The sequence below is a fragment of the Streptomyces sp. NBC_00647 genome, assembly GCF_045207245.1.
GTDB lineage: Bacteria > Actinomycetota > Actinomycetes > Streptomycetales > Streptomycetaceae > Streptomyces.
In genome coordinates, this window is the sequence record NZ_CP109040.1 from 7764198 (window position 1) to 7781718 (window position 17521).

At 73.1% G+C, this 17521-nt stretch carries 13 protein-coding genes; 7 read left to right on the forward strand and 6 right to left on the reverse strand.

What is annotated here, in order from left to right; translation table 11 throughout:
- Positions 1–459: 459 nt before the first annotated feature.
- Positions 460–1575, forward strand: a complete 1116-nt coding sequence (gene rsgA, locus OG788_RS34135) for a ribosome small subunit-dependent GTPase A (RefSeq protein WP_351536646.1) — start codon at positions 460–462, stop codon at positions 1573–1575.
- Between the two features lie 170 nt (positions 1576–1745).
- Complete coding sequence (locus OG788_RS34140; protein ID WP_406376919.1) at positions 1746–3269, forward strand: DNA-3-methyladenine glycosylase 2 family protein; 1524 nt, start codon at positions 1746–1748, stop codon at positions 3267–3269.
- Positions 3270–3341: 72 nt separating this feature from the next.
- On the opposite strand, the gene OG788_RS34145 is transcribed toward OG788_RS34140, so the two are convergent.
- Complete coding sequence (locus tag OG788_RS34145) at positions 3342–4082, reverse strand: Type 1 glutamine amidotransferase-like domain-containing protein (RefSeq protein WP_406374957.1); 741 nt, start codon at positions 4080–4082, stop codon at positions 3342–3344.
- A gap of 107 nt (positions 4083–4189) precedes the next feature.
- Positions 4190–4558 carry a PPOX class F420-dependent oxidoreductase gene (locus OG788_RS34150; RefSeq protein WP_351536641.1) on the reverse strand — a complete coding sequence of 123 codons (369 nt, stop codon included), beginning with the start codon at positions 4556–4558 and terminating at the stop codon, positions 4190–4192.
- Positions 4559–4724: 166 nt separating this feature from the next.
- On the opposite strand from OG788_RS34150, the gene OG788_RS34155 reads away from it, so the two are divergent.
- Positions 4725–6026: an SGNH/GDSL hydrolase family protein gene (locus OG788_RS34155; RefSeq protein WP_406374958.1), complete on the forward strand. Its 1302-nt coding sequence runs from the start codon at positions 4725–4727 to the stop codon at positions 6024–6026.
- On the opposite strand, the gene OG788_RS34160 is transcribed toward OG788_RS34155, so the two are convergent.
- Positions 6013–6495: a DUF456 domain-containing protein gene (locus OG788_RS34160; protein WP_406374959.1), complete on the reverse strand. Its 483-nt coding sequence runs from the start codon at positions 6493–6495 to the stop codon at positions 6013–6015. The two genes, OG788_RS34155 and OG788_RS34160, sit on opposite strands and share 14 nt — an antisense overlap.
- A gap of 36 nt (positions 6496–6531) precedes the next feature.
- On the reverse strand, positions 6532–7512 hold the full coding sequence (locus OG788_RS34165) for a helix-turn-helix transcriptional regulator (protein WP_356749407.1): 981 nt from the start codon (positions 7510–7512) through the stop codon (positions 6532–6534).
- A gap of 260 nt (positions 7513–7772) precedes the next feature.
- Here OG788_RS34165 and OG788_RS34170 point away from each other — a divergent pair, with 260 nt between their 5' ends.
- The 3 genes from OG788_RS34170 to OG788_RS34180 all read left to right on the forward strand — a co-directional run bounded on the left by OG788_RS34170 (position 7773) and on the right by OG788_RS34180 (position 11997).
- Positions 7773–8081, forward strand: coding sequence for a hypothetical protein (locus OG788_RS34170; protein WP_406374960.1), 309 nt, complete (start codon positions 7773–7775; stop codon positions 8079–8081).
- Between the two features lie 194 nt (positions 8082–8275).
- Positions 8276–10153, forward strand: coding sequence for a protein phosphatase 2C domain-containing protein (locus tag OG788_RS34175; protein ID WP_406374961.1), 1878 nt, complete (start codon positions 8276–8278; stop codon positions 10151–10153).
- Positions 10154–10254: 101 nt separating this feature from the next.
- Positions 10255–11997: a pyruvate dehydrogenase gene (locus OG788_RS34180; RefSeq protein WP_406374962.1), complete on the forward strand. Its 1743-nt coding sequence runs from the start codon at positions 10255–10257 to the stop codon at positions 11995–11997.
- A 28-nt stretch (positions 11998–12025) separates the two neighbouring features.
- On the opposite strand, the gene OG788_RS34185 is transcribed toward OG788_RS34180, so the two are convergent.
- On the reverse strand, positions 12026–13663 hold the full coding sequence (locus OG788_RS34185; RefSeq protein WP_406374963.1) for a helix-turn-helix domain-containing protein: 1638 nt from the start codon (positions 13661–13663) through the stop codon (positions 12026–12028).
- Positions 13664–13865: 202 nt separating this feature from the next.
- On the opposite strand from OG788_RS34185, the gene OG788_RS34190 reads away from it, so the two are divergent.
- Positions 13866–14369, forward strand: a complete 504-nt coding sequence (locus OG788_RS34190; RefSeq protein WP_406374964.1) for a hypothetical protein — start codon at positions 13866–13868, stop codon at positions 14367–14369.
- A 54-nt stretch (positions 14370–14423) separates the two neighbouring features.
- On the opposite strand, the gene OG788_RS34195 is transcribed toward OG788_RS34190, so the two are convergent.
- Positions 14424–17483, reverse strand: a complete 3060-nt coding sequence (locus OG788_RS34195; protein ID WP_406374965.1) for an alpha-mannosidase — start codon at positions 17481–17483, stop codon at positions 14424–14426.
- Positions 17484–17521 lie beyond the last annotated feature (38 nt).

The following is a 17521-nucleotide window of genomic DNA, read 5'->3' on the forward strand; positions in this document are numbered from 1 at the left end:
CGACGGTACGCCGCGGCCGACCGGCAGAGCCGAAGAGCGGCCCTGCGAGACATCTGGTGCTCGCGGTCCGCCCGTCGGCGCCCTGCCGCGTTTCGCCTGTGAACGCCGGAGTGGACGGACTCCACGAGCGCGCCGCGTTCGCCGCCGCCCGCCCAGGGGTCCGGCATCCGGCAGTCCATGGGCATGGTGGGAACGGCCGCTCCGCTCCGGGGCTCCTCGACGGAAAAGAAGTGGCCTCCCACCGACACCTACGGCTAGGGTTGTCTCGTTGCGAGGCGACCGCTGGTCGCCGTTGTCGGCTGAGTGAGTTCCAGGAGGTGTGACCGATGGCTGTCTCTGTGAAGGGCGCTGCCCGCATCCAGAAGTTCATCAAGTCCACCTCCGTGGCCGCCGGCTGACCTTCCTCTTCCTTCGCGCCGCAGTGCGCGTCGCCGGGGCCGCCCTTGTGAAGGGTCTCCCTTGACTTCCAGCTCCACCTTCTCGACTCCTTCCGTTTCCCTGGGTCTTTCCCCGCTCGCTCCTTACGGCTGGGACGACGCCTGGGCGGACGAGTTCGCTCCCTACGACTCCGAAGGGCTCGTCGCCGGACGGGTGATCCGGGTCGACCGCGGCCAGTGCGACGTGGTCACCGCCGACGGGGTCATCCGCGCCGACACCGCCTTCGTGACACCGCACGATCCGATGCGGGTCGTGTGCACCGGCGACTGGGTCGCCGTCGAACCGTCCGGCAACCCGCGCTACGTACGGGCGTATCTGCCACGACGTACGGCCTTCGTACGCTCCACCTCCTCCAAGCGGTCCGAGGGGCAGATCCTCGCGGCCAACGTCGACCACGCGGTCGTCGCCGTGTCGCTCGCCGTGGAACTCGACCTCGGCCGCGTCGAACGCTTCCTCGCGCTGGCCTGGGAGTCCGGCGCGCAGCCCGTGGTCGTCCTGACCAAGGCCGACCTGGTGCCGGAGGCGGCGACCCTCGCGCACCTCGTCGAGGACGTGGAGACCACCGCGCCGGGGGTTCCCGTGTTCGCCGTCAGCTCCTCGACCGGGGCGGGGCTCGACATCCTCGAAGCGGTGCTCGCCGGAGGCACGGCGGTCCTGCTCGGGCAGTCCGGAGCGGGCAAGTCGACCCTGGCCAACGCGCTGCTGGGCGAGGACGTCATGGACGTTCAGGCCACCCGCGACATGGACGGCAAGGGGCGGCACACCACGACGACCCGCAACCTTCTCGCGCTGCCGGGCGGCGGTGTCCTCATCGACACCCCGGGGCTGCGCGGGGTCGGTCTCTGGGACGCCGAGAGCGGCGTCGGGCAGGTGTTCTCCGAGATCGAGGAGTTCGCTGCCGACTGCCGCTTCCAGGACTGCGCCCATGTCGCCGAGCCCGGGTGCGCGGTTCTGGCGGCCGTCGACTCCGGCGATCTGCCGGAGCGGCGGCTCGACAGCTACCGCAAGCTGCTCCGCGAGAACCAGCGGATCGTCGCCAAGACGGACGCCCGCGTGCGCGCCGAGATCCGCCGGGACTGGAAGCGCAAGGGAGCCGAAGGGCGCGCCGCGATGGAGGCCAAGCGCGGGCGCTGGTGACCGAGAGAGGGCGGGGTACGGGGCACGGGTGCCCCGTACCCCCACCCTCGACCGCCCGGCTCCGCTCCAGCACCGGCTCGTCCCTCCCGCCACCCGGCCGGCCCGGGACGCAGTGCCGTGTCCGATTTCCGCCAGCCCCGTGGTGCGCGGCGGGCCACACTGGAAGGGTGATCGACGAGGACACCAGGTACGAGGCCGTGCGGAGCCGGGACGCCCGGTTCGACGGGGAGTTCTTCTTCGCCGTGCGGACGACGGGGATCTACTGCAGGCCCAGCTGCCCCGCGGTGACGCCGAAGCGGCAGAACGTGCGGTTCTTCGCGACGGCGGCCGCCGCGCAGGGTTCGGGCTTCCGGGCCTGCCGCAGATGCCGCCCGGACGCCGTGCCCGGTTCCGCCGCCTGGAACGTACGGGCCGATGTCGTCGGCCGGGCGATGCGCCTGATCGGTGACGGCGTCGTGGACCGCGAGGGCGTCGGAGGGCTCGCCACGCGTCTCGGGTACAGCGCCCGCCAGGTCCAGCGGCAGCTCACGGCGGAGGTCGGCGCGGGTCCGGTCGCGCTGGCCAGGGCCCAGCGGGCACACACCGCGCGGATACTGCTCCAGACCACCGAACTCCCCATCACGCAGATCGCGTTCGCGGCGGGGTTCGCCAGCGTGCGCCAGTTCAACGACACGATCCGCGCGGTCTACGCGTCGACGCCGAGCGAGGTGCGGGCCGCCGCGCCGCGCACCGGCCCCGCCGCCCGGCGCGCGGCCACCCCCACCGCGGGTGTTCCGCTCCGGCTCGCCCACCGGGGGCCCTACCAGACCGCCGCCGTCTTCGACCTGCTGGCCGCGGAGGTCGTCCGGGGTGTCGAGGCGGTCGACGGCAGCCGTGGCCGCCGCACGTACCGGCGCACTCTGCGGCTGCCGTACGGCACGGGAATCGTGGCCGTCGACGAACGGCCGGGCACGGGCCCCAGCCGCCCCGGTTCCGGCGGGGCGAGTCACCAGGGCCCCGGTTCCGGCGGGGCGAGTCACCAGGGCCCCGGTTCCGGCGGGACCAGCCCTGCCGCAGGAACACCGGACCCCTCCGTGGGAGGGGAGGCCCCGACCGGTGCCGCGCACCCCGGTGGCTGGCTCGACGCCCGGCTGCACCTCACCGATCTCCGGGATCTCACCACCGCCGTACAGCGGCTGCGGCGGCTGTTCGACCTCGACGCGGATCCGTACGCCGTCGACGAGCGACTGGGAGCCGACGCGCGGCTGGGTCCCCTGGTCGCGGCGCGGCCCGGCCTCAGGTCGCCCGGCACCGCCGATCCGGACGAGCTGGCGGTGCGCGCGCTGGTGGGAGAGGCGGAGGCCGAGCGACTGGTTCAGCGGTACGGGAAGGCGCTGGACGCCCCCTGCGACACGCTCACGCACCTCTTTCCCGAGGCCGCCGTGCTCGCCCAGGCGGAGCCGGAGGGCGCCCTCGGCGCCCTGACCGCCGCCCTCGCCGACGGCGCCCTGCGTCTCGACCCGGGCGCCGACCGCGACGAGGCCCAGGAGGCACTGCTCGCGCTGCCCGGCATGGACGAGGGCGTCGCCGCCGTCATCCGCACCCGGGCCCTCGGCGACCCCGACGTGGCACCGCCCGGAGCGGACATCCCGGACGACTGGCGCCCGTGGCGCTCGTACGCCGTCCGGCACCTGCGGGCTGCGCGGGAGTCGTAGGCGAACGGTCCGAGCCGGGCGGCGCGTTCACCGGGTGCCCGGCACGTCTCCCCGGACCGCGGCCGGAGCCGGTCAGTCCCGTGGCGACGGCAGCAGCCGGGGCTCGATCCGCTCCTCCACCGCCGAGTCCCCCTCGCGACGGACGACGTACGCGCCCTTGCCGGGTATCTCCGTGACGGCCTCGACGAGTTCCGTGCCGCGGTAGACCAGGCCCACGCCGTCGTCGGTGCAGTGGGTGACGGGCAGGGTGCCGTCGGCCACCAGGCGGTGCACGAGAGGACGGCGGCCCGGGTCGCTGTCGTAGTGGACGCCGTTGCCGAACGGCAGATAGCCGAGGCCGTCGGTGAGCGGCCGCAGTTCGGGCCCGAAGGAGTCCGTCGTGCCGCCCCGGAACCAGCAGAGCGACCCGGCGCTCACCCCGCTCAGCACGACCCCGGCCTCCCATGCCCGGCGGAAGACCGTGTCGAGCCCGTGGACCCGCCACACGGCGAGCAGGTTGGCCGCCGAGCCGCCCATCACCCACACGACGTCCTGCGCGAGCACCGTTCCCTCGATGTCCTCGAGGTTCGGCATCGGGAAGAGGTGAAGGGGCGTGAGATCGAATCCCGCCACCCGGGCCGCCTCGCTCATGCGCGTGGCGAAGTGCTCGGCGTCGCCGATCGCCGTCCCGACGTACATGACGCGGGGCCGCCGCCCCTGGACGCCGGCCAGCTCCACCGCGTGGTGGACCAGGGCGTCGAACGTCACCCGTGTGCGGTCTCCGACGCGGTGACCACCCGAGGTGGCGAGGATGGTGGGTTCCGAGGCGGTCATGGGTCGCGACCCTACCCAAGACCGGCTCGCCGCGCGATCTTCAACGGCCCGGCTGCCGGCTCGTATCGGGTGATCGGCCCGCCAACCGGCCCGATCCGTGGGGCCGCTCAGGCGTCGAGGCCCCAACTGTGGATTCTCCTCGGGTGGATGCGGATCAGTTCCTCACTGAAGTGCGGTCCCAAGTCGTGCGCGCCGGTGAGCAGTTCCGCCTCCCCGCGGATGTCGATGCCTCTGACCTTCCACGGCTCGAGGCTGACGATGTCGTCGACGACCAGGGCGACCTTCGGGTTCTTCCGGAGGTTGCGCCACTTCTTCGTGGTCCCCATCGCGTAGCCGCCGATCAGGATCGTCCCGTCCTCCTGGGGGAAGAAGCCGACGGGGTTGGCCTGGGGCTGCCCGAGGGGGTCGACGGTGGCCAGCCGCCCCAGTCGCTGCGACCTCAGATACGCGCGCTCGGCCTCGCTGAATTCGGTCATGACAGCACCCAAACACGCGCCCGCCCGCGACGCATCGGGTTCCGGACCTAGGACCACGGGAGGAGTGCATCGCGCCCGGAGCCGTGACGGTGCGTCGGGAGGGGGCATGGCGCCCGATGGTGTGACGGTGGTTGCGGAAGCCCGTGCTCGGGGAAGCGATGGCCCCATGACTCGCCCCGTCACGTTCCGGCGCCGCCTCGTCACTCTCGTGACGACTTTGCTGCTCGCCTCGCCGAGCGTGATCGCCGAGGCGAGATCCGTGCCCGTCCAGGTCAGGACCGCCCCGAAACCGGTCCGGACCTGGACGGGCACCTGGGAGGCCGCCGCCTCCGGCACCGCGCCCGCGTTGCCCGGCGCCTCCATCCGCAACGTCGTGCACACCAGTGTCGGCGGCCGGGCCGCTCGCGTCCGGCTGTCCAACCGGCTCGGCACGAGAGCGCTCCAACTCGGTTCCGTGACGCTGGCGTTGCAGCGGCCGGGCGAGCCGGCGAGTCCCCGGGCCGTCGCGGGCTCCGTGCGCCCGGTCACCTTCGCCGGCGCCAGGTCGGTCACCGTCCCCTCCGGCCGGGACGTGGTCAGCGACCCCGTCGTCCTGTCGGTCCCCGCCGACGCCAACCTCCTGGTCTCGGTGCACACCCCGGCCGACTCGGGCCCGGCGACCTACCACCGCTCCGCGCTCCAGGCCAACTTCATCGCTCCGCAGGGCGATCGGACCGCCGAGGAGAGCGGCGCCGCCTACACCACCACCATCGGCAACTGGTACTACGTGACCGGCGTCGACGTGCTCGGCCCCCCGGCCGCGGGCAGCGTGGTCACGCTCGGCGACTCCATCACCGACGGCACCGGCTCCTCGTTCAGCGCCGACCGCCGCTGGCCCGACCGGCTCGCCGCCCGGCTGCGCGGCCTTCCCGCCGAGCGCAGGGCCGGCGTCCTGAACGCGGGAATCGCCGGGAACCGCCTCCTGCTCGACGGCCGGGGCCCGAGCGCACTGGCCCGCCTGGACGCCGACGTCCTCTCCCGCGCGGGCGTCCGGGCGCTGATCGTGCTGGAGGGCATCAACGACATCAAGGGGACACCGGCGCAGACGGACCCCCGCGCCCTGGAGAACGCCTACCGGCAACTCGTACGCCGCGCGCACTCCAGCGGCATCCGGGTCATCGGCGCCACCATCACCCCGTACGGAGGTCACGGCGCGTACACCCCGGCCCGGGAAGCCGTGCGGCAGGCGGTCAACGCCGCCATCCGCGCCCACCGGATCTTCGACGGGGTCGCGGACTTCGACGCCACCGTCCGCGACCCCGCCCGTCCGAGCCGGATCCTCCCCGCCTACGACCCCGGCGACCATCTGCACTTCAACGACTCCGGCATGCGGGCACTGGCCGACACGATCGACCTGAACGCCCTCCTCCCGCCGCGGGCCGCCCGCCGGCCCACGCCGCGCCCCCCGCGTCGGATCAGCCCCAGATGACCGCGCCCAGCCACGCGCCCATGATCAACAGGCAGGCGAGGAGTTCCGTGAGCACGCTCCAGCCGCCCGCGCGCATCGCGGTCCGCACCGAGGCCTTGGCCTCCCCGTGTCCGCCGAGGCGCAGCCGCTCGCCGAGGTAGATCCCGCCGATGAAGCCGGGCACGGCGCCGATCACCGGCACGAGGAAGAAGCCGAGGGCCGCCCCGGTACCGGCGTACACCGCCATTCGGGGGGTGGCGCCGCTCTCGCGCAGCCGTCGCGGCGGCAGCATCCAGCGGATGGCCTGGGCCAGCAGCAGGACCGCGGTCGCACCGACGAGGACGGCCCAGGACAGGGCCTGCGGGTCGCTCAGCGCCCACCACAGGACCGCGGCCCAGACGAGCCACGAGCCCGGCAGTCCGGGCACCAGTACTCCTGCCAGGCCGAGCAGAATCACCACACCGACCAGCAGGAGTTCCCACGCTCCCATCTGCCCAGGGTGCCGGAGCGGACGGGAAACCGCAGGTCAGTCCCGCGCCACCCAGCCGCGCTCGTACGCGTGCCAGCCCAGCTGCAGCCGGGTCGTCACGCCCGTCAGCTCCATCAGCCGCTTGACCCGGCGCTGCACCGTCCGGAGGCCCAGGTCGAGCTGTTTGGCGACGCTCGCGTCGGTCAGCCCCGCGAGGAGGAGGGAGAGGATCTCCAGGTCGGCGGCGTCCGGGCCGTCCGGTTCCTCCTCCAGCACGCCCCGGCTGCCCAGCCGCAGCGGCAGGGCGTCACGCCAGACCGACTGGAACAGCCCCGACAGCAGCTCCAGGAGCCCGCTCGCGTGCACGACCAGCGCGGCCGGCTCCGCCGTGTGCGAGGTGAGCGGCACCATCGCGAGTGCCCGGTCGGCGATCACCAGCTTGGTCGGCACCTCGTCCACGACCCGCACCTGCTCGTCCCGGCCGAGCGCGGCGGACAGCTCGGTGATGCCGTTGGGCAGGTCGAGGACGGACCGCTCGACGACCACGCGGTAGGCGACACCCCGGTCCGCGGCCTGGGCCTCGGCGTCGTTGTCCGTGCCGGAGACCACCACCGGGTTCCCGGTGACCAGCGCGCACACCTCCTCGGTCGCGCCCAGCTGGAGCTGGAGGAAGCGCTGGGAGACCGCCGCCGCGCCGATCACCACCTCGACCAGGTCGTGCACGGCCGGCTCGGCGGCGGAGGCCCGGTACTCCTCGGCCAGCAGCGCGGCCGCCAGCTCCGCCTTCTCCAGCTCGTGCCGCTGCTGGGTGAGCAGCGCCCCGAGGGCGACCCCCGGCGGCGCGGCCACCCAGCGGCCGGGCCGCGCCGAGGACTGGGCGGCCAGACCGTGCCGCTCCAGCCGGCGCAGCGCGCGCTCCGTGTCGTACTCGCCGAGCGCGAGCCGACGCGCGAGATCGGGCACGTCGGCGGCGCCCACGGACACCAGTGCCCGGTACGCCGACTCGTGGGTCTCGTCCAGACCTATCGCTCCCAGCATGCGGCGATGTCCCCTCCCAAGGATGCGTTCCCACCAGTCGGCATCGCCGTGGCGGAAAGCGGCCACGGCGCAAACCCGCCTCGGCACATCATCGCCGCACCCCCCGCCCCTCTGACAAGCTCACGCCACCGCAGCATCAACCACCGTCCGTAATGCCCTGCTTGGGCCTGGCCTGCGCGAACGCGGACCGTACCGGCTTCTGCGGACCGCGGCCGTACCGGCTCGCGGACACGGACGGACCGACTTCGGGGAGTGGGACGTTGAGGAGAGGGATCTCGCGTACGGCCATGGGGGCGGCCACCGCCGCCGTCCTCGCCGTCCTCGCCGTCACGACAGCCGTACCCACGGCGGCGGCGCAGCAGCCGCGACCGCTGACGGGCAGGGGGCACTCCTACGACGACGGGCAGACCCGGAAACCGGCCGGCATGTCCCGGCGTGACGGGCGGTGGACCGCGACCGTCGATCACGCCGGAGCCGGCGGCGAGCGGGTCGCTCTCAGGGCCGAACTGACCGACGCCAACGGCAATTCGGTCGTCCAGACCGTGACCCGGGCCCACGACGTGCGCTAGGCCCCGGTCACCAAGGCGCCGCCGGGCGGTTCTCCCGTGGGGGGTGGGACCGCCCGGCGGTCATGTGTGCACACGTTTCTTGTACGGATTCCTGTTCGGCGATTCACTCGACGCGCCGTTCGACGGCCCGCACCTTGGCCGGTTTTTCCGGATGCACCGTTTTCAACCGGCGGTCGCGGTGGACAATTACGGGCATGAGCCAGCAGGGGGAGAAGCCCACCGGTCACGAGGACGACTGGTGGGGCCAGTTGTACGACGACTCCACCGAGGACACGGGGCCCGCGCCCGTGGCCGATTCCCTGGACGACCGGTTCGCGTCGGCGGCGGGGACGGTGGGCGGAGGGCCCGAGCCGGGTCCGGCATCCGGGTCGGACCCGAGGCCGGCTCCGGATCCGAGGTCCGCGCCGAGTCGGAGTCCGAGGTCCGCGCCGGGGCCGGGTCCCCTGCCGGGACGCGCGGCCGTCCCGCGGCCCGACGCGGGCGGGCTCGACGGTCCGCCGCACCCGCGACGGCCTGCCGCCGTGCCGGAGCCGTCCTCCCCCGAGACGGGGAAGCAGCCGCCGTTCCTGCCGAGGCAGCCTCCCGCCGCATCGGGGCGGCCCGGTGGCACCCCGGCATCCGTGCCCTGGCCAGGCGCGACCCCGCGCGACGAGACGGCGTCACGGCCCGGCCGATGGGAGCGGGGCCCGGTACCGCCCCCCGGCTCCGGCTCCGACATGGGCCCCGCCGACCGGGGCGGGCCCACCCGGCAGCCCGCTCCCCGGGAGCAGGCGCCCCCTGACCGCACCCCCGACCCGGCCGGCCCCGCACCCTTCCCGCCCGGCCCGAAACCGCCGGGCTTCACCGCGCACGAGCCCGGCCCGGAGGCGTCCCGGGACACGCGCAGCGATCCCTCCCCGGGGCCGCCCGCACCCCCGGCGCCCGCGTCGAGGGCACCCTCGGACGTACCGCCGAAACCCGTGTCGGCTCCCGCCGTCCCCCCGACCGCGCCCCCCGACCTGCCCAGCACCACCGGCGGCTTCCGGCCACCGCCCCCCGACGCGGACCCCGAGGACAGGTCGCCCGGCGAGCCCCGGGAGACCGCCCTCTCCGTCGTCGGGCAGCCGCCCTCCGTCGACCACGTCGGCTCCGGCCCGCCCACCTACGACGCCGAACCGACCGCGCTCCCGCCCGCCGACCCGGACGAACTCGACGACCTGGTCGCGGACACCGTGCTGGACGGCGCGCGGTACGGGACGAGCACCCTGCGGGCCGTGTCCGTGCGCGGGGACTCCGCGCGCTACCGGGGCGAACCGCGCCGGGACTCGCTGCTGACCGCCCGGTTCGGGGCGGGCGAGCAGGCGCTCGTCCTGGTCGCGATGGCGACCGGCGCCCGGGCCACGCCGGGCGCGCACCGGGCCGCGGCGGAGGCCTGCCGGTGGATCGCGCGGGCCGTCGGGCGCAGCCACGCGCGGCTGTCCGACGACATCCGGGCCGCCCGGCGCGGCGACCTGAAGTCGGGCCTGCACCGGCTCACCGACCGCAGCCTCGGCAAACTGCGGGCCAGCGCCGCGGAGCAGGGCGTCGAGCCCGAGGAGTACACCGCCGGCCTGCGCTGTCTGCTGCTGCCCGCCGACCCGGAGTGCCGTACGCGGGTGTTCTTCGGCGTCGGCCCGGGCGGACTGTTCCGGCTGCGGGACGGCGAGTGGCAGGACATCGAACCGCGGGTCGCCGACACCACCGGGGAGGCCGTGGTCGGCTTCGGATCGCTGCCCCACGAGACTCCCGAGGGCGACCGGCTCACCATGGACCTGGGCATCACGACACCCCCGAGCCCGTACGAACCCGCCCCCCGGCCGCCCCGCGCCCCCTTCCGGTTCCGGGCCTCTGTCGCCCGCCCGGGTGACACGCTCCTGCTGTGCACGAACGGCCTGGCGGAGCCGTTGCGCGGCGAACCCGAACTGGCCGAGTACCTGACGACACGGTGGTCGACGGCGGAGCCGCCCGGCCTGGCCGCCTTCCTGGCGGACAGCCTGGTGCGGGTCAAGGGGTACGCCGACGACCGGACCGCCGCCGCCGTCTGGGAGGCGTGACCGCGCACCCTGTGAATTCATGGAACCGAGGGATACGCCGGGGAACGAGGGGGACCCGAGACGCCCGAGGGCTTCGAGGATCACGAAGAGGTGCGTGCGCCATGGCCAAGCAGAACGTCGCCGAGCAGTTCGTCGACATCCTCGTCCGCGCGGGCGTCAAACGGCTGTACGGAGTCGTGGGCGACAGCCTCAACCCGGTCGTGGACGCGATCCGGCGCAACGCGGCCATCGACTGGATCCACGTCCGCCACGAGGAGACCGCCGCCTTCGCCGCGGGAGCCGAGGCCCAGATCACCGGGAAACTCGCGGCCTGCGCCGGCTCCTGCGGTCCGGGCAACCTCCACCTGATCAACGGCCTGTACGACGCGCACCGCTCCATGGCCCCGGTGCTGGCCCTCGCCTCGCAGATCCCCTCCAGCGAGATCGGCCTCGGCTACTTCCAGGAGACCCATCCCGACCAGCTCTTCCGCGAGTGCAGTCACTACAGCGAACTCATCTCCAGCCCGAAGCAGATGCCGCGGCTGCTCCAGACCGCCATCCAGCACGCGGTGGGCCAGTCCGGCGTCAGTGTGGTCTCGCTGCCCGGCGACATCGCCGCCGAGCCCGCCCCGGACAAGACGATCGAGACCGCCCTCGTCACCTCCCGGCCCAGTGTCCGGCCCGGCGACATCGAGATCGACAAGCTCGTCGCGATGATCGACGAGGCGGAGAAGGTCACCCTGTTCTGCGGCAGCGGCACGGCGGGCGCGCACGCCGAGGTCATGCAGTTCGCCGAGAAGATCAAGTCCCCGGTCGGGCACGCGCTGCGGGGCAAGGAGTGGATCCAGTACGACAACCCGTTCGACGTCGGCATGAGCGGGCTCCTCGGCTACGGCGCGGCGTACGAGGCGACCCATGAGTGCGATCTCCTCATCCTGCTGGGCACCGACTTCCCGTACAACGCCTTCCTCCCGGACGACGTCAAGATCGTCCAGGTCGATGTGCGGCCCGAGCGCCTGGGGCGCCGGTCGAAGCTGGACCTGGCGGTGTGGGGCGATGTGAAGGAGACCCTGCGCTGTCTGATCCCGCGTGTGCGGCCCAAGGGGAACAGGCGCTTTCTCGACAAAATGCTGAAGAAACACGCGGACGCCCTCGAGGGGGTCGTCAAGGCGTACACGCGCAAGGTCGAGAAGCACGTTCCGATCCATCCCGAGTACGTCGCCTCGGTGCTCGACGAACTGGCCGACGAGGACGCGGTGTTCACGGTGGACACCGGGATGTGCAATGTCTGGGCGGCCCGCTACATCTCACCCAACGGCAGCCGCCGCGTGATCGGTTCGTTCTCGCACGGGTCGATGGCGAACGCGCTGCCGATGGCGATCGGCGCCCAGTTCACCGACCGGAGGCGGCAGGTCGTGTCGATGTCCGGCGACGGCGGATTCTCCATGCTGATGGGCGACTTCCTCACCCTCGTGCAGTACGACCTGCCGGTGAAGGTCGTCCTCTTCAACAACTCGTCGCTCGGCATGGTCGAACTGGAGATGCTCGTCGCCGGGCTGCCCTCCTACGGCACCGCCAACAAGAACCCCGACTTCGCGGCGGTGGCCCGTGCGTGCGGCGCGTACGGCGTCCGCGTCGAGAAGCCCAAGCAGCTCGCCGGCGCCCTCAAGGACGCCTTCCGCCACAAGGGCCCGGCCCTGGTCGACGTCGTCACCGACCCGAACGCGCTCTCCATCCCGCCGAAGATCAGCGCGGACATGGTGACGGGTTTCGCGCTCTCGGCCTCGAAGATGGTGCTGGACGGCGGCGTCGGACGGATGGTGCAGATGGCCCGCTCCAACCTGCGCAACATGCCTCGCCCGTAGCACCGGTCGGGTGTGCCGCGGACGTTACTCAGTCGGGGAGCAAGGTCCAGCCGTGCTCCCCGTACCAGTAGTGGGGCAGGCCCTTGATGCCGCTGGTGCGGAACGGGACACCTTGGTCGTCGATCCGGACCGTCCCGGTGCGACCCCGTGAGGACCAGTCGAGCTCCAGATACCAGCGGCAGTCGCAGGCCTCGGTCTGGGCGTCGACCATCAGCACCTGGGGGTCCTTCACGGACACCCGGAAGGGCATGCGCAGGGTCCGAGAACCCGTTCCGTCGTCATCACTCGGGACCGGGCGGGCGAGGGGCCGGTCCATGTCCAGATCGACGGCGAACGAGCCGGGGCCCATACTGCCGCCGCACCCTCCGCCCGTGGAGTAGGCGGTGCCCTTCAGTGGCGCCGAGCGTCCGACGACCCGGACCTGCAGCGCTTCCAGGACGACGGCCGCGTCCGTCTGCCCCTGCACGGTGATGTCCACGAGCGTCTGGCCGCCGTGCACCCCGTTCTGCGTCCGCGCCCACGGGGAGGCGTCCTGCGGGGCCGGTGGAGGCGGCACCTGCCCGGGTGCCTTGTCGAGGATGTAGTTGTGAGCGCAGCCGACCGCCCAGCGATGGGAGTTCACGGTCCAGGTGAGGGGAACGACGGCGGAGGCGGCCGTGGGAGAGGGGCCGGTGGACGGGCCCGGTGAGCCGTTGCCCGTGGAGGGTGCCTTGGGAGAGGGCGAGCCGGACGACCGGCCGCGCGCGGTGGACGGGGGTGCGGACGGTGTCGGGGAGCCGTGCCGCGCGCCCGCCGTCCTCGTGGTCCTCGTGCCGGACGCCTGGTCGTCGCCGGTGGCCGAGGAGTGCCCGGAGGGCAGGGCGGACAGGCTGCCCAAGGTGGCGATCAGCGCGATCACGACCGCCGCGGTGACCGTGACGCGGCGCCTGTACCAGGGCTTTCGCGAGGCGGGGCGCGACGCCGCGGCCCGCTCGCGCGAGGAGCCGGGGAGGCTTTCCGAGGGGGTCTCCCGGGAACCGGGCGAGGGGTCGGGCGCTGCCGCGGGCACGGAGCCGACGGGCGCCGCGGGCACGAAGTCGCCGGGTGGCGTGGAAGCGGTGTCGGCGAGCGGCGTGGAAGCGGTGTCGACGGCGGTCGTGGAAACGGTGTCGGCGGGCGTTGTGGAAGCGGTGTCGACGGCGGTCGTGGAAACGGTGTCGGCGAGCGTTGCGGAAGCGATGTCGGCGGCAGGAGTGGGCACGGTGTCGGCGGCCGGCGTGGATACGGCGTCGGCGGTGGCCGCGGGCACGAGCGCAGGTGCCTCGTCGGCCATGGGGCCCTCGTGGCCCGCCGCGCGGGCTTCGGCGGCTTCCGGTACGGACTCGGCTCCCGGCCGGGGCCGTTGCCGTGCCGCCACTGCCAGGATCCACCGCCGGTGCAGCTCGGTCCGTTCGGCCGGACTGGCCTCGCACAACGCGGCGAACCGTTCCACGGGTGCGAAGCCGAGCGGCACGGCGTCCCCCGCGCAGTACCGGTGCAGCGTCGAGGCGTTCATGTTCAGGCGGCGCGCGAGTGCCGCGTAACTGCGGTCCGTGCGGGCCTTCAGACGCCGCAGCAGCGCCGCGAACTCCTCCACCTCGTCCTGGGACGACACCGGTTCCCCCTGCCTCGCGTCCCAGGACGGCATCCCAGGCACTCCCTATAAGGAGAGGTCGGAAGGCCTGGGACGGTTCCACCGTTGCGGATGAGGCGCCGTCCGTTGTGCCCGCACCGTGGGGCCGCCGATGCTCAAGGCGTCGCCGGAGCGGCCCCCACGCCACGGGGGTCGAGGGGGCCGCCCACCACACCGCGACGCACTTCCGAACCATCGACATCGGGGAAGCACACTGATGAACAGCAACACGACCGCCCGCAAGCACGTCCGTCGCACCGCTCTGATCGCCGGCCTCGTCGCCGCCGTGGCCCTGCCGCTCGGGCTCACCGCGTCGGCACAGGCGACCACGGGAGGGACGGCAACGGGGGCAGCCGCGCAGCGGACGGTCGACCGCAGGTCGTCGGACGACGTGACCCGGGTCGCCGACTTCTACGGCGCCTACATCGACGCCGAGAGCGACCCGGACAACGGTGGCAAGCTCGCCACCGAACTCCGGAAGTTCTACCTCCGGGCCGACTGCCTCCGTGAGGTGGCGAAGTGGGAGGACCGCAACCACGCGGACGGCATCCTGCGCGCCCAGAACGTCCCGCTGAAGTGGACGGTCAAGAACACCGGCACCGCCGGCCAGGTCGCCGTCACCCTGACCTGGGGCCGGCCGGAGACCACCAAGCTCGTCGTCGACCTGGACCGCAACCACAAGATCACCCACATCGGCACCCCGGGCGTCGGCGGCAAGTGACCCCGTCCGTCCTCCGGGGCCGGGCACGCGCACAGCGGGCCCGGCCCTCCGTTCCTAGCGGGCCGGCCGCAGCCGCAGGGTGAGGATCTGGAACGGCCGCAGCTCGATCTCCGACGGGGCTTCGCACAGCGGCCGTTCCAGCAGATCGGTCACCTCGGCCCGGGCGACGGGGAAGCTCGCGGCGACCTTCGCGCGGGCCCGACCGCCCCGGGACTCGTACAGCCGCACCACCACATCGCCGCTGCGGTCCTCCGCGAGCTTGACCGACTCGACGGTGACGGCCGGGTCGTCGACGCTCACCAGCGGTTCGAGCGCCGGCACCGGGGCCCGGCGCAGCGGCAGATTGAGCGCGAGCCCCTCCGCCACGGCGTCCCCCACGCCCGCCCCCGGTAGCAGCGCGTACGTGAACCGGTGCGTGCCGAGATCGGTCTCCGGGTCCGGGCTGTGCGGGGCGCGCAGCAGGGTCAGCCGTACGGTGGTGCCGAGGCCGCCGGCGTGCGGGGTACGGGTCACGTCATGGCCGTACGTCGAGTCGTTGACCACCGCGACGCCGTACGACTCCTCCGCGACCCGCAGCCAGCGGTGGGCGCAGATCTCGAAACGGGCCGCGTCCCAGCCGGTGTTGGTGTGGGTGGGACGGTGGACGTGTCCGAACTGGATCTCGGCGGCGGACCGTTCGGCCTGGACGTCGAGCGGGAAGGCGGCCTTGAGGACCTTCTCCGACTCCTGCCAGTCGACGTCGGTCACGATGTCCAGCCTCCGGCTCGCGGCCGTCAGCCGGATCTCCTGGGTGATCCGGGAGGAGCCGAAGACCCGGGTGACCCGCACGGTCGCCCGCAGCGGCCCGCTCTCCACCAGGTCCACCGACTCCGCGGCCGTCAGGTCGGTGTGCGTACGCCGGTAGTGCCGGTCGATGTCCCAGGCGTCCCAGGCGTTGGGATGGTCGGGGTGGAGCTGGAGCAGATTGCCGGGACCGCACAGCACCTCCCGGCCGTGCGCGAGATCCCGTACGGAGGTGAGCAGCCCGTCGCGGTCGATCCGCACCCGGAGCCGGTCGTTCTCCAGCACGATGATGCCGTCGGCCTGTTCGGCCCGAACCCCTGCTTCGCCGTCGGCCCGAACCTCTGCTCCGCCGTCGGCCCGAACCTCTGCTCCGCCGTCGGCCCGCACGGTGGCGCCGCCCAGCCCCGGCACCGTCACCAGCCCGTCCCCGACCACTTCGGTCCGCTCGTAGGGTGAGGCGTTCAGCACCGCCGGTGAGCCGGACCCGAGAGCCCGTACCGCCTCCTCGGTGATCTCCGCCAGCTCCGTCAGCACCCCCGCGTACGTCTCCCGGGCCTCCCGGTGCACCCAGGCGATCGAGGAGCCGGGCAGGATGTCGTGGAACTGGTGCAGCAGTACCGTCTTCCAGAGCCGGTCGAGGGCGTCGTGGGGGTAGGTGTACGACGGATCGCGCACAGCGGCGGTGGCACACCACAACTCGGCTTCGCGCAGCGCGTGTTCCGAGCGCCGGTTGCCCTGTTTGGTCTTGGCCTGCGTGGTGTAGGTGGCCCGGTGCAGCTCCAGATACAGCTCTCCCGACCACACCGGTGCGTGGACCCCGTACTCCTCCTCGGCGGCGGTGAAGAACGCCGACGGCTTCTCGACCTCGACGCGCGGTGAGCCCTCCAGGGACCGCAACCGCCGTGCCCTCTCCAGCATTTCGCGGGTCGGGCCGCCCCCGCCGTCGCCCCAGCCGAAGGGGACGAGCGAACGGGTGGCCCGGCCCTTCTCCGCGAAGTTGCGCTCCGCGTGGGCGAGTTCACGGCCGTGGAACTGGGAGTTGTAGGTGTCGACGGGCGGGAAGTGGGTGAAGACCCGGGTGCCGTCGATGCCCTCCCACCAGAAGGTGTGGTGGGGCATCTTGTTGGACTGGTTCCAGCTGAGCTTCTGGGTGAGGAACCAGCGGACTCCGGCGAGCTTCGCCAGTTGGGGGAAGGCGGCCGTGTAGCCGAAGGAGTCCGGCAGCCAGATCTCCTCGGTCTCGACGCCCAGCTTCTCCCGGAAGAACCGCTTGCCGTGCACGATCTGCCGGGCCAGCGCCTCACCGCCCGGCATGTTCGCGTCGGACTCCACCCACATCGAGCCCACCGGCGCCCAATTACCGTCCTCCACAGCTTTCTTGATGCGCTCCCAGATGTGCGGCTGGTGCTCCTCGACCCAGGCGTACTGCTGGGCCTGCGAGCAGGCGAAGACCAGTTCCGGGTAGTCGGCGGCCAGCGCCGTGACGTTGGCGAAGGTCCGGGACGCCTTGCGGACCGTCTCGCGCAGCGGCCACAGCCACGCCGAGTCGATGTGCGCGTGCCCGGTCCCCGAGACGCGGTGCGCGCTCGCCGACGCGGGCCGCGACAGGACCTCCGCCAGCTCGGCCCGTGCCGCCGCCGCCGTGCCGGAGACATCGTGCAGATCGAGGGCGTCGAGCATGTTCTCCAGCGCGCGCAGGATCTCGTGCCGCCGCGGCCGCTGCGGATCCAGCTCGTACATCAGCTCCGAGAGCACCTCGACGTCGAGGACCAGATGCCACACGTCCTCGTCGAGTACGGCGAGGTCGGCAGCCGCGAATCGGTAGATCGGCTGATCGCCCGCGGTCAGTACGTCTCCCAGACGCGTGGGCTCGAAGCCGTGCAGGACGGCGGGGTTGGCCGCCGCCTCCAGCAGCAGATGCACGGCCTCGCCTCCCCTCGCCGGTGCCCCGACGGTGAGATGGCGGTTGCGCGGGTGGATGCCCTTGAGGGGGATGCCGGCGGCGTCGTACAGCAGCCCCTCCGCCTGGAAACCCGGTCCGTCCCCCGTGAACCCGGGGTCGATCACCACCTCGACCGGGCGGTCCGCCCACTCCTCGGGCACCCGGCCCTCGATGCGGAACCAACTCGTCGACCAGGGCTTTCCCCAGACCGTGCCGGCCGTGAACGGTTCGTAGGAGGCCTGGAGCGCCTGGTCGACGGGCACCGGCTCGCCGGGCACATGCCACACGGACAGCGCCAGCGGCACCCGCTTCGCGTACTGCGCCGGGCGCAGGCACTGCCCCAGCGCGCGCTCCAGGCGTGCCTCCACCAGCGAACGGTCGTCGTGCACGGCGGCTCCTCGGTGCTCGGACGGCTCTGTCCCACCCT

Coding starts and splice junctions, on each gene's coding strand:
- OG788_RS34145 (WP_406374957.1), bottom strand. CDS start 4,082: ATGACCGCCTCGGAACCCACCATCCTCGCCACCTCGGGTGGTCACCGC.
- OG788_RS34150 (WP_351536641.1), bottom strand. CDS start 4,558: ATGACCGAATTCAGCGAGGCCGAGCGCGCGTATCTGAGGTCGCAGCGA.
- OG788_RS34155 (WP_406374958.1), top strand. CDS start 4,725: ATGACTCGCCCCGTCACGTTCCGGCGCCGCCTCGTCACTCTCGTGACG.
- OG788_RS34160 (WP_406374959.1), bottom strand. CDS start 6,495: ATGGGAGCGTGGGAACTCCTGCTGGTCGGTGTGGTGATTCTGCTCGGC.
- OG788_RS34165 (WP_356749407.1), bottom strand. CDS start 7,512: ATGCTGGGAGCGATAGGTCTGGACGAGACCCACGAGTCGGCGTACCGG.
- OG788_RS34175 (WP_406374961.1), top strand. CDS start 8,276: ATGAGCCAGCAGGGGGAGAAGCCCACCGGTCACGAGGACGACTGGTGG.
- OG788_RS34180 (WP_406374962.1), top strand. CDS start 10,255: ATGGCCAAGCAGAACGTCGCCGAGCAGTTCGTCGACATCCTCGTCCGC.
- OG788_RS34185 (WP_406374963.1), bottom strand. CDS start 13,663: ATGCCGTCCTGGGACGCGAGGCAGGGGGAACCGGTGTCGTCCCAGGAC.
- OG788_RS34190 (WP_406374964.1), top strand. CDS start 13,866: ATGAACAGCAACACGACCGCCCGCAAGCACGTCCGTCGCACCGCTCTG.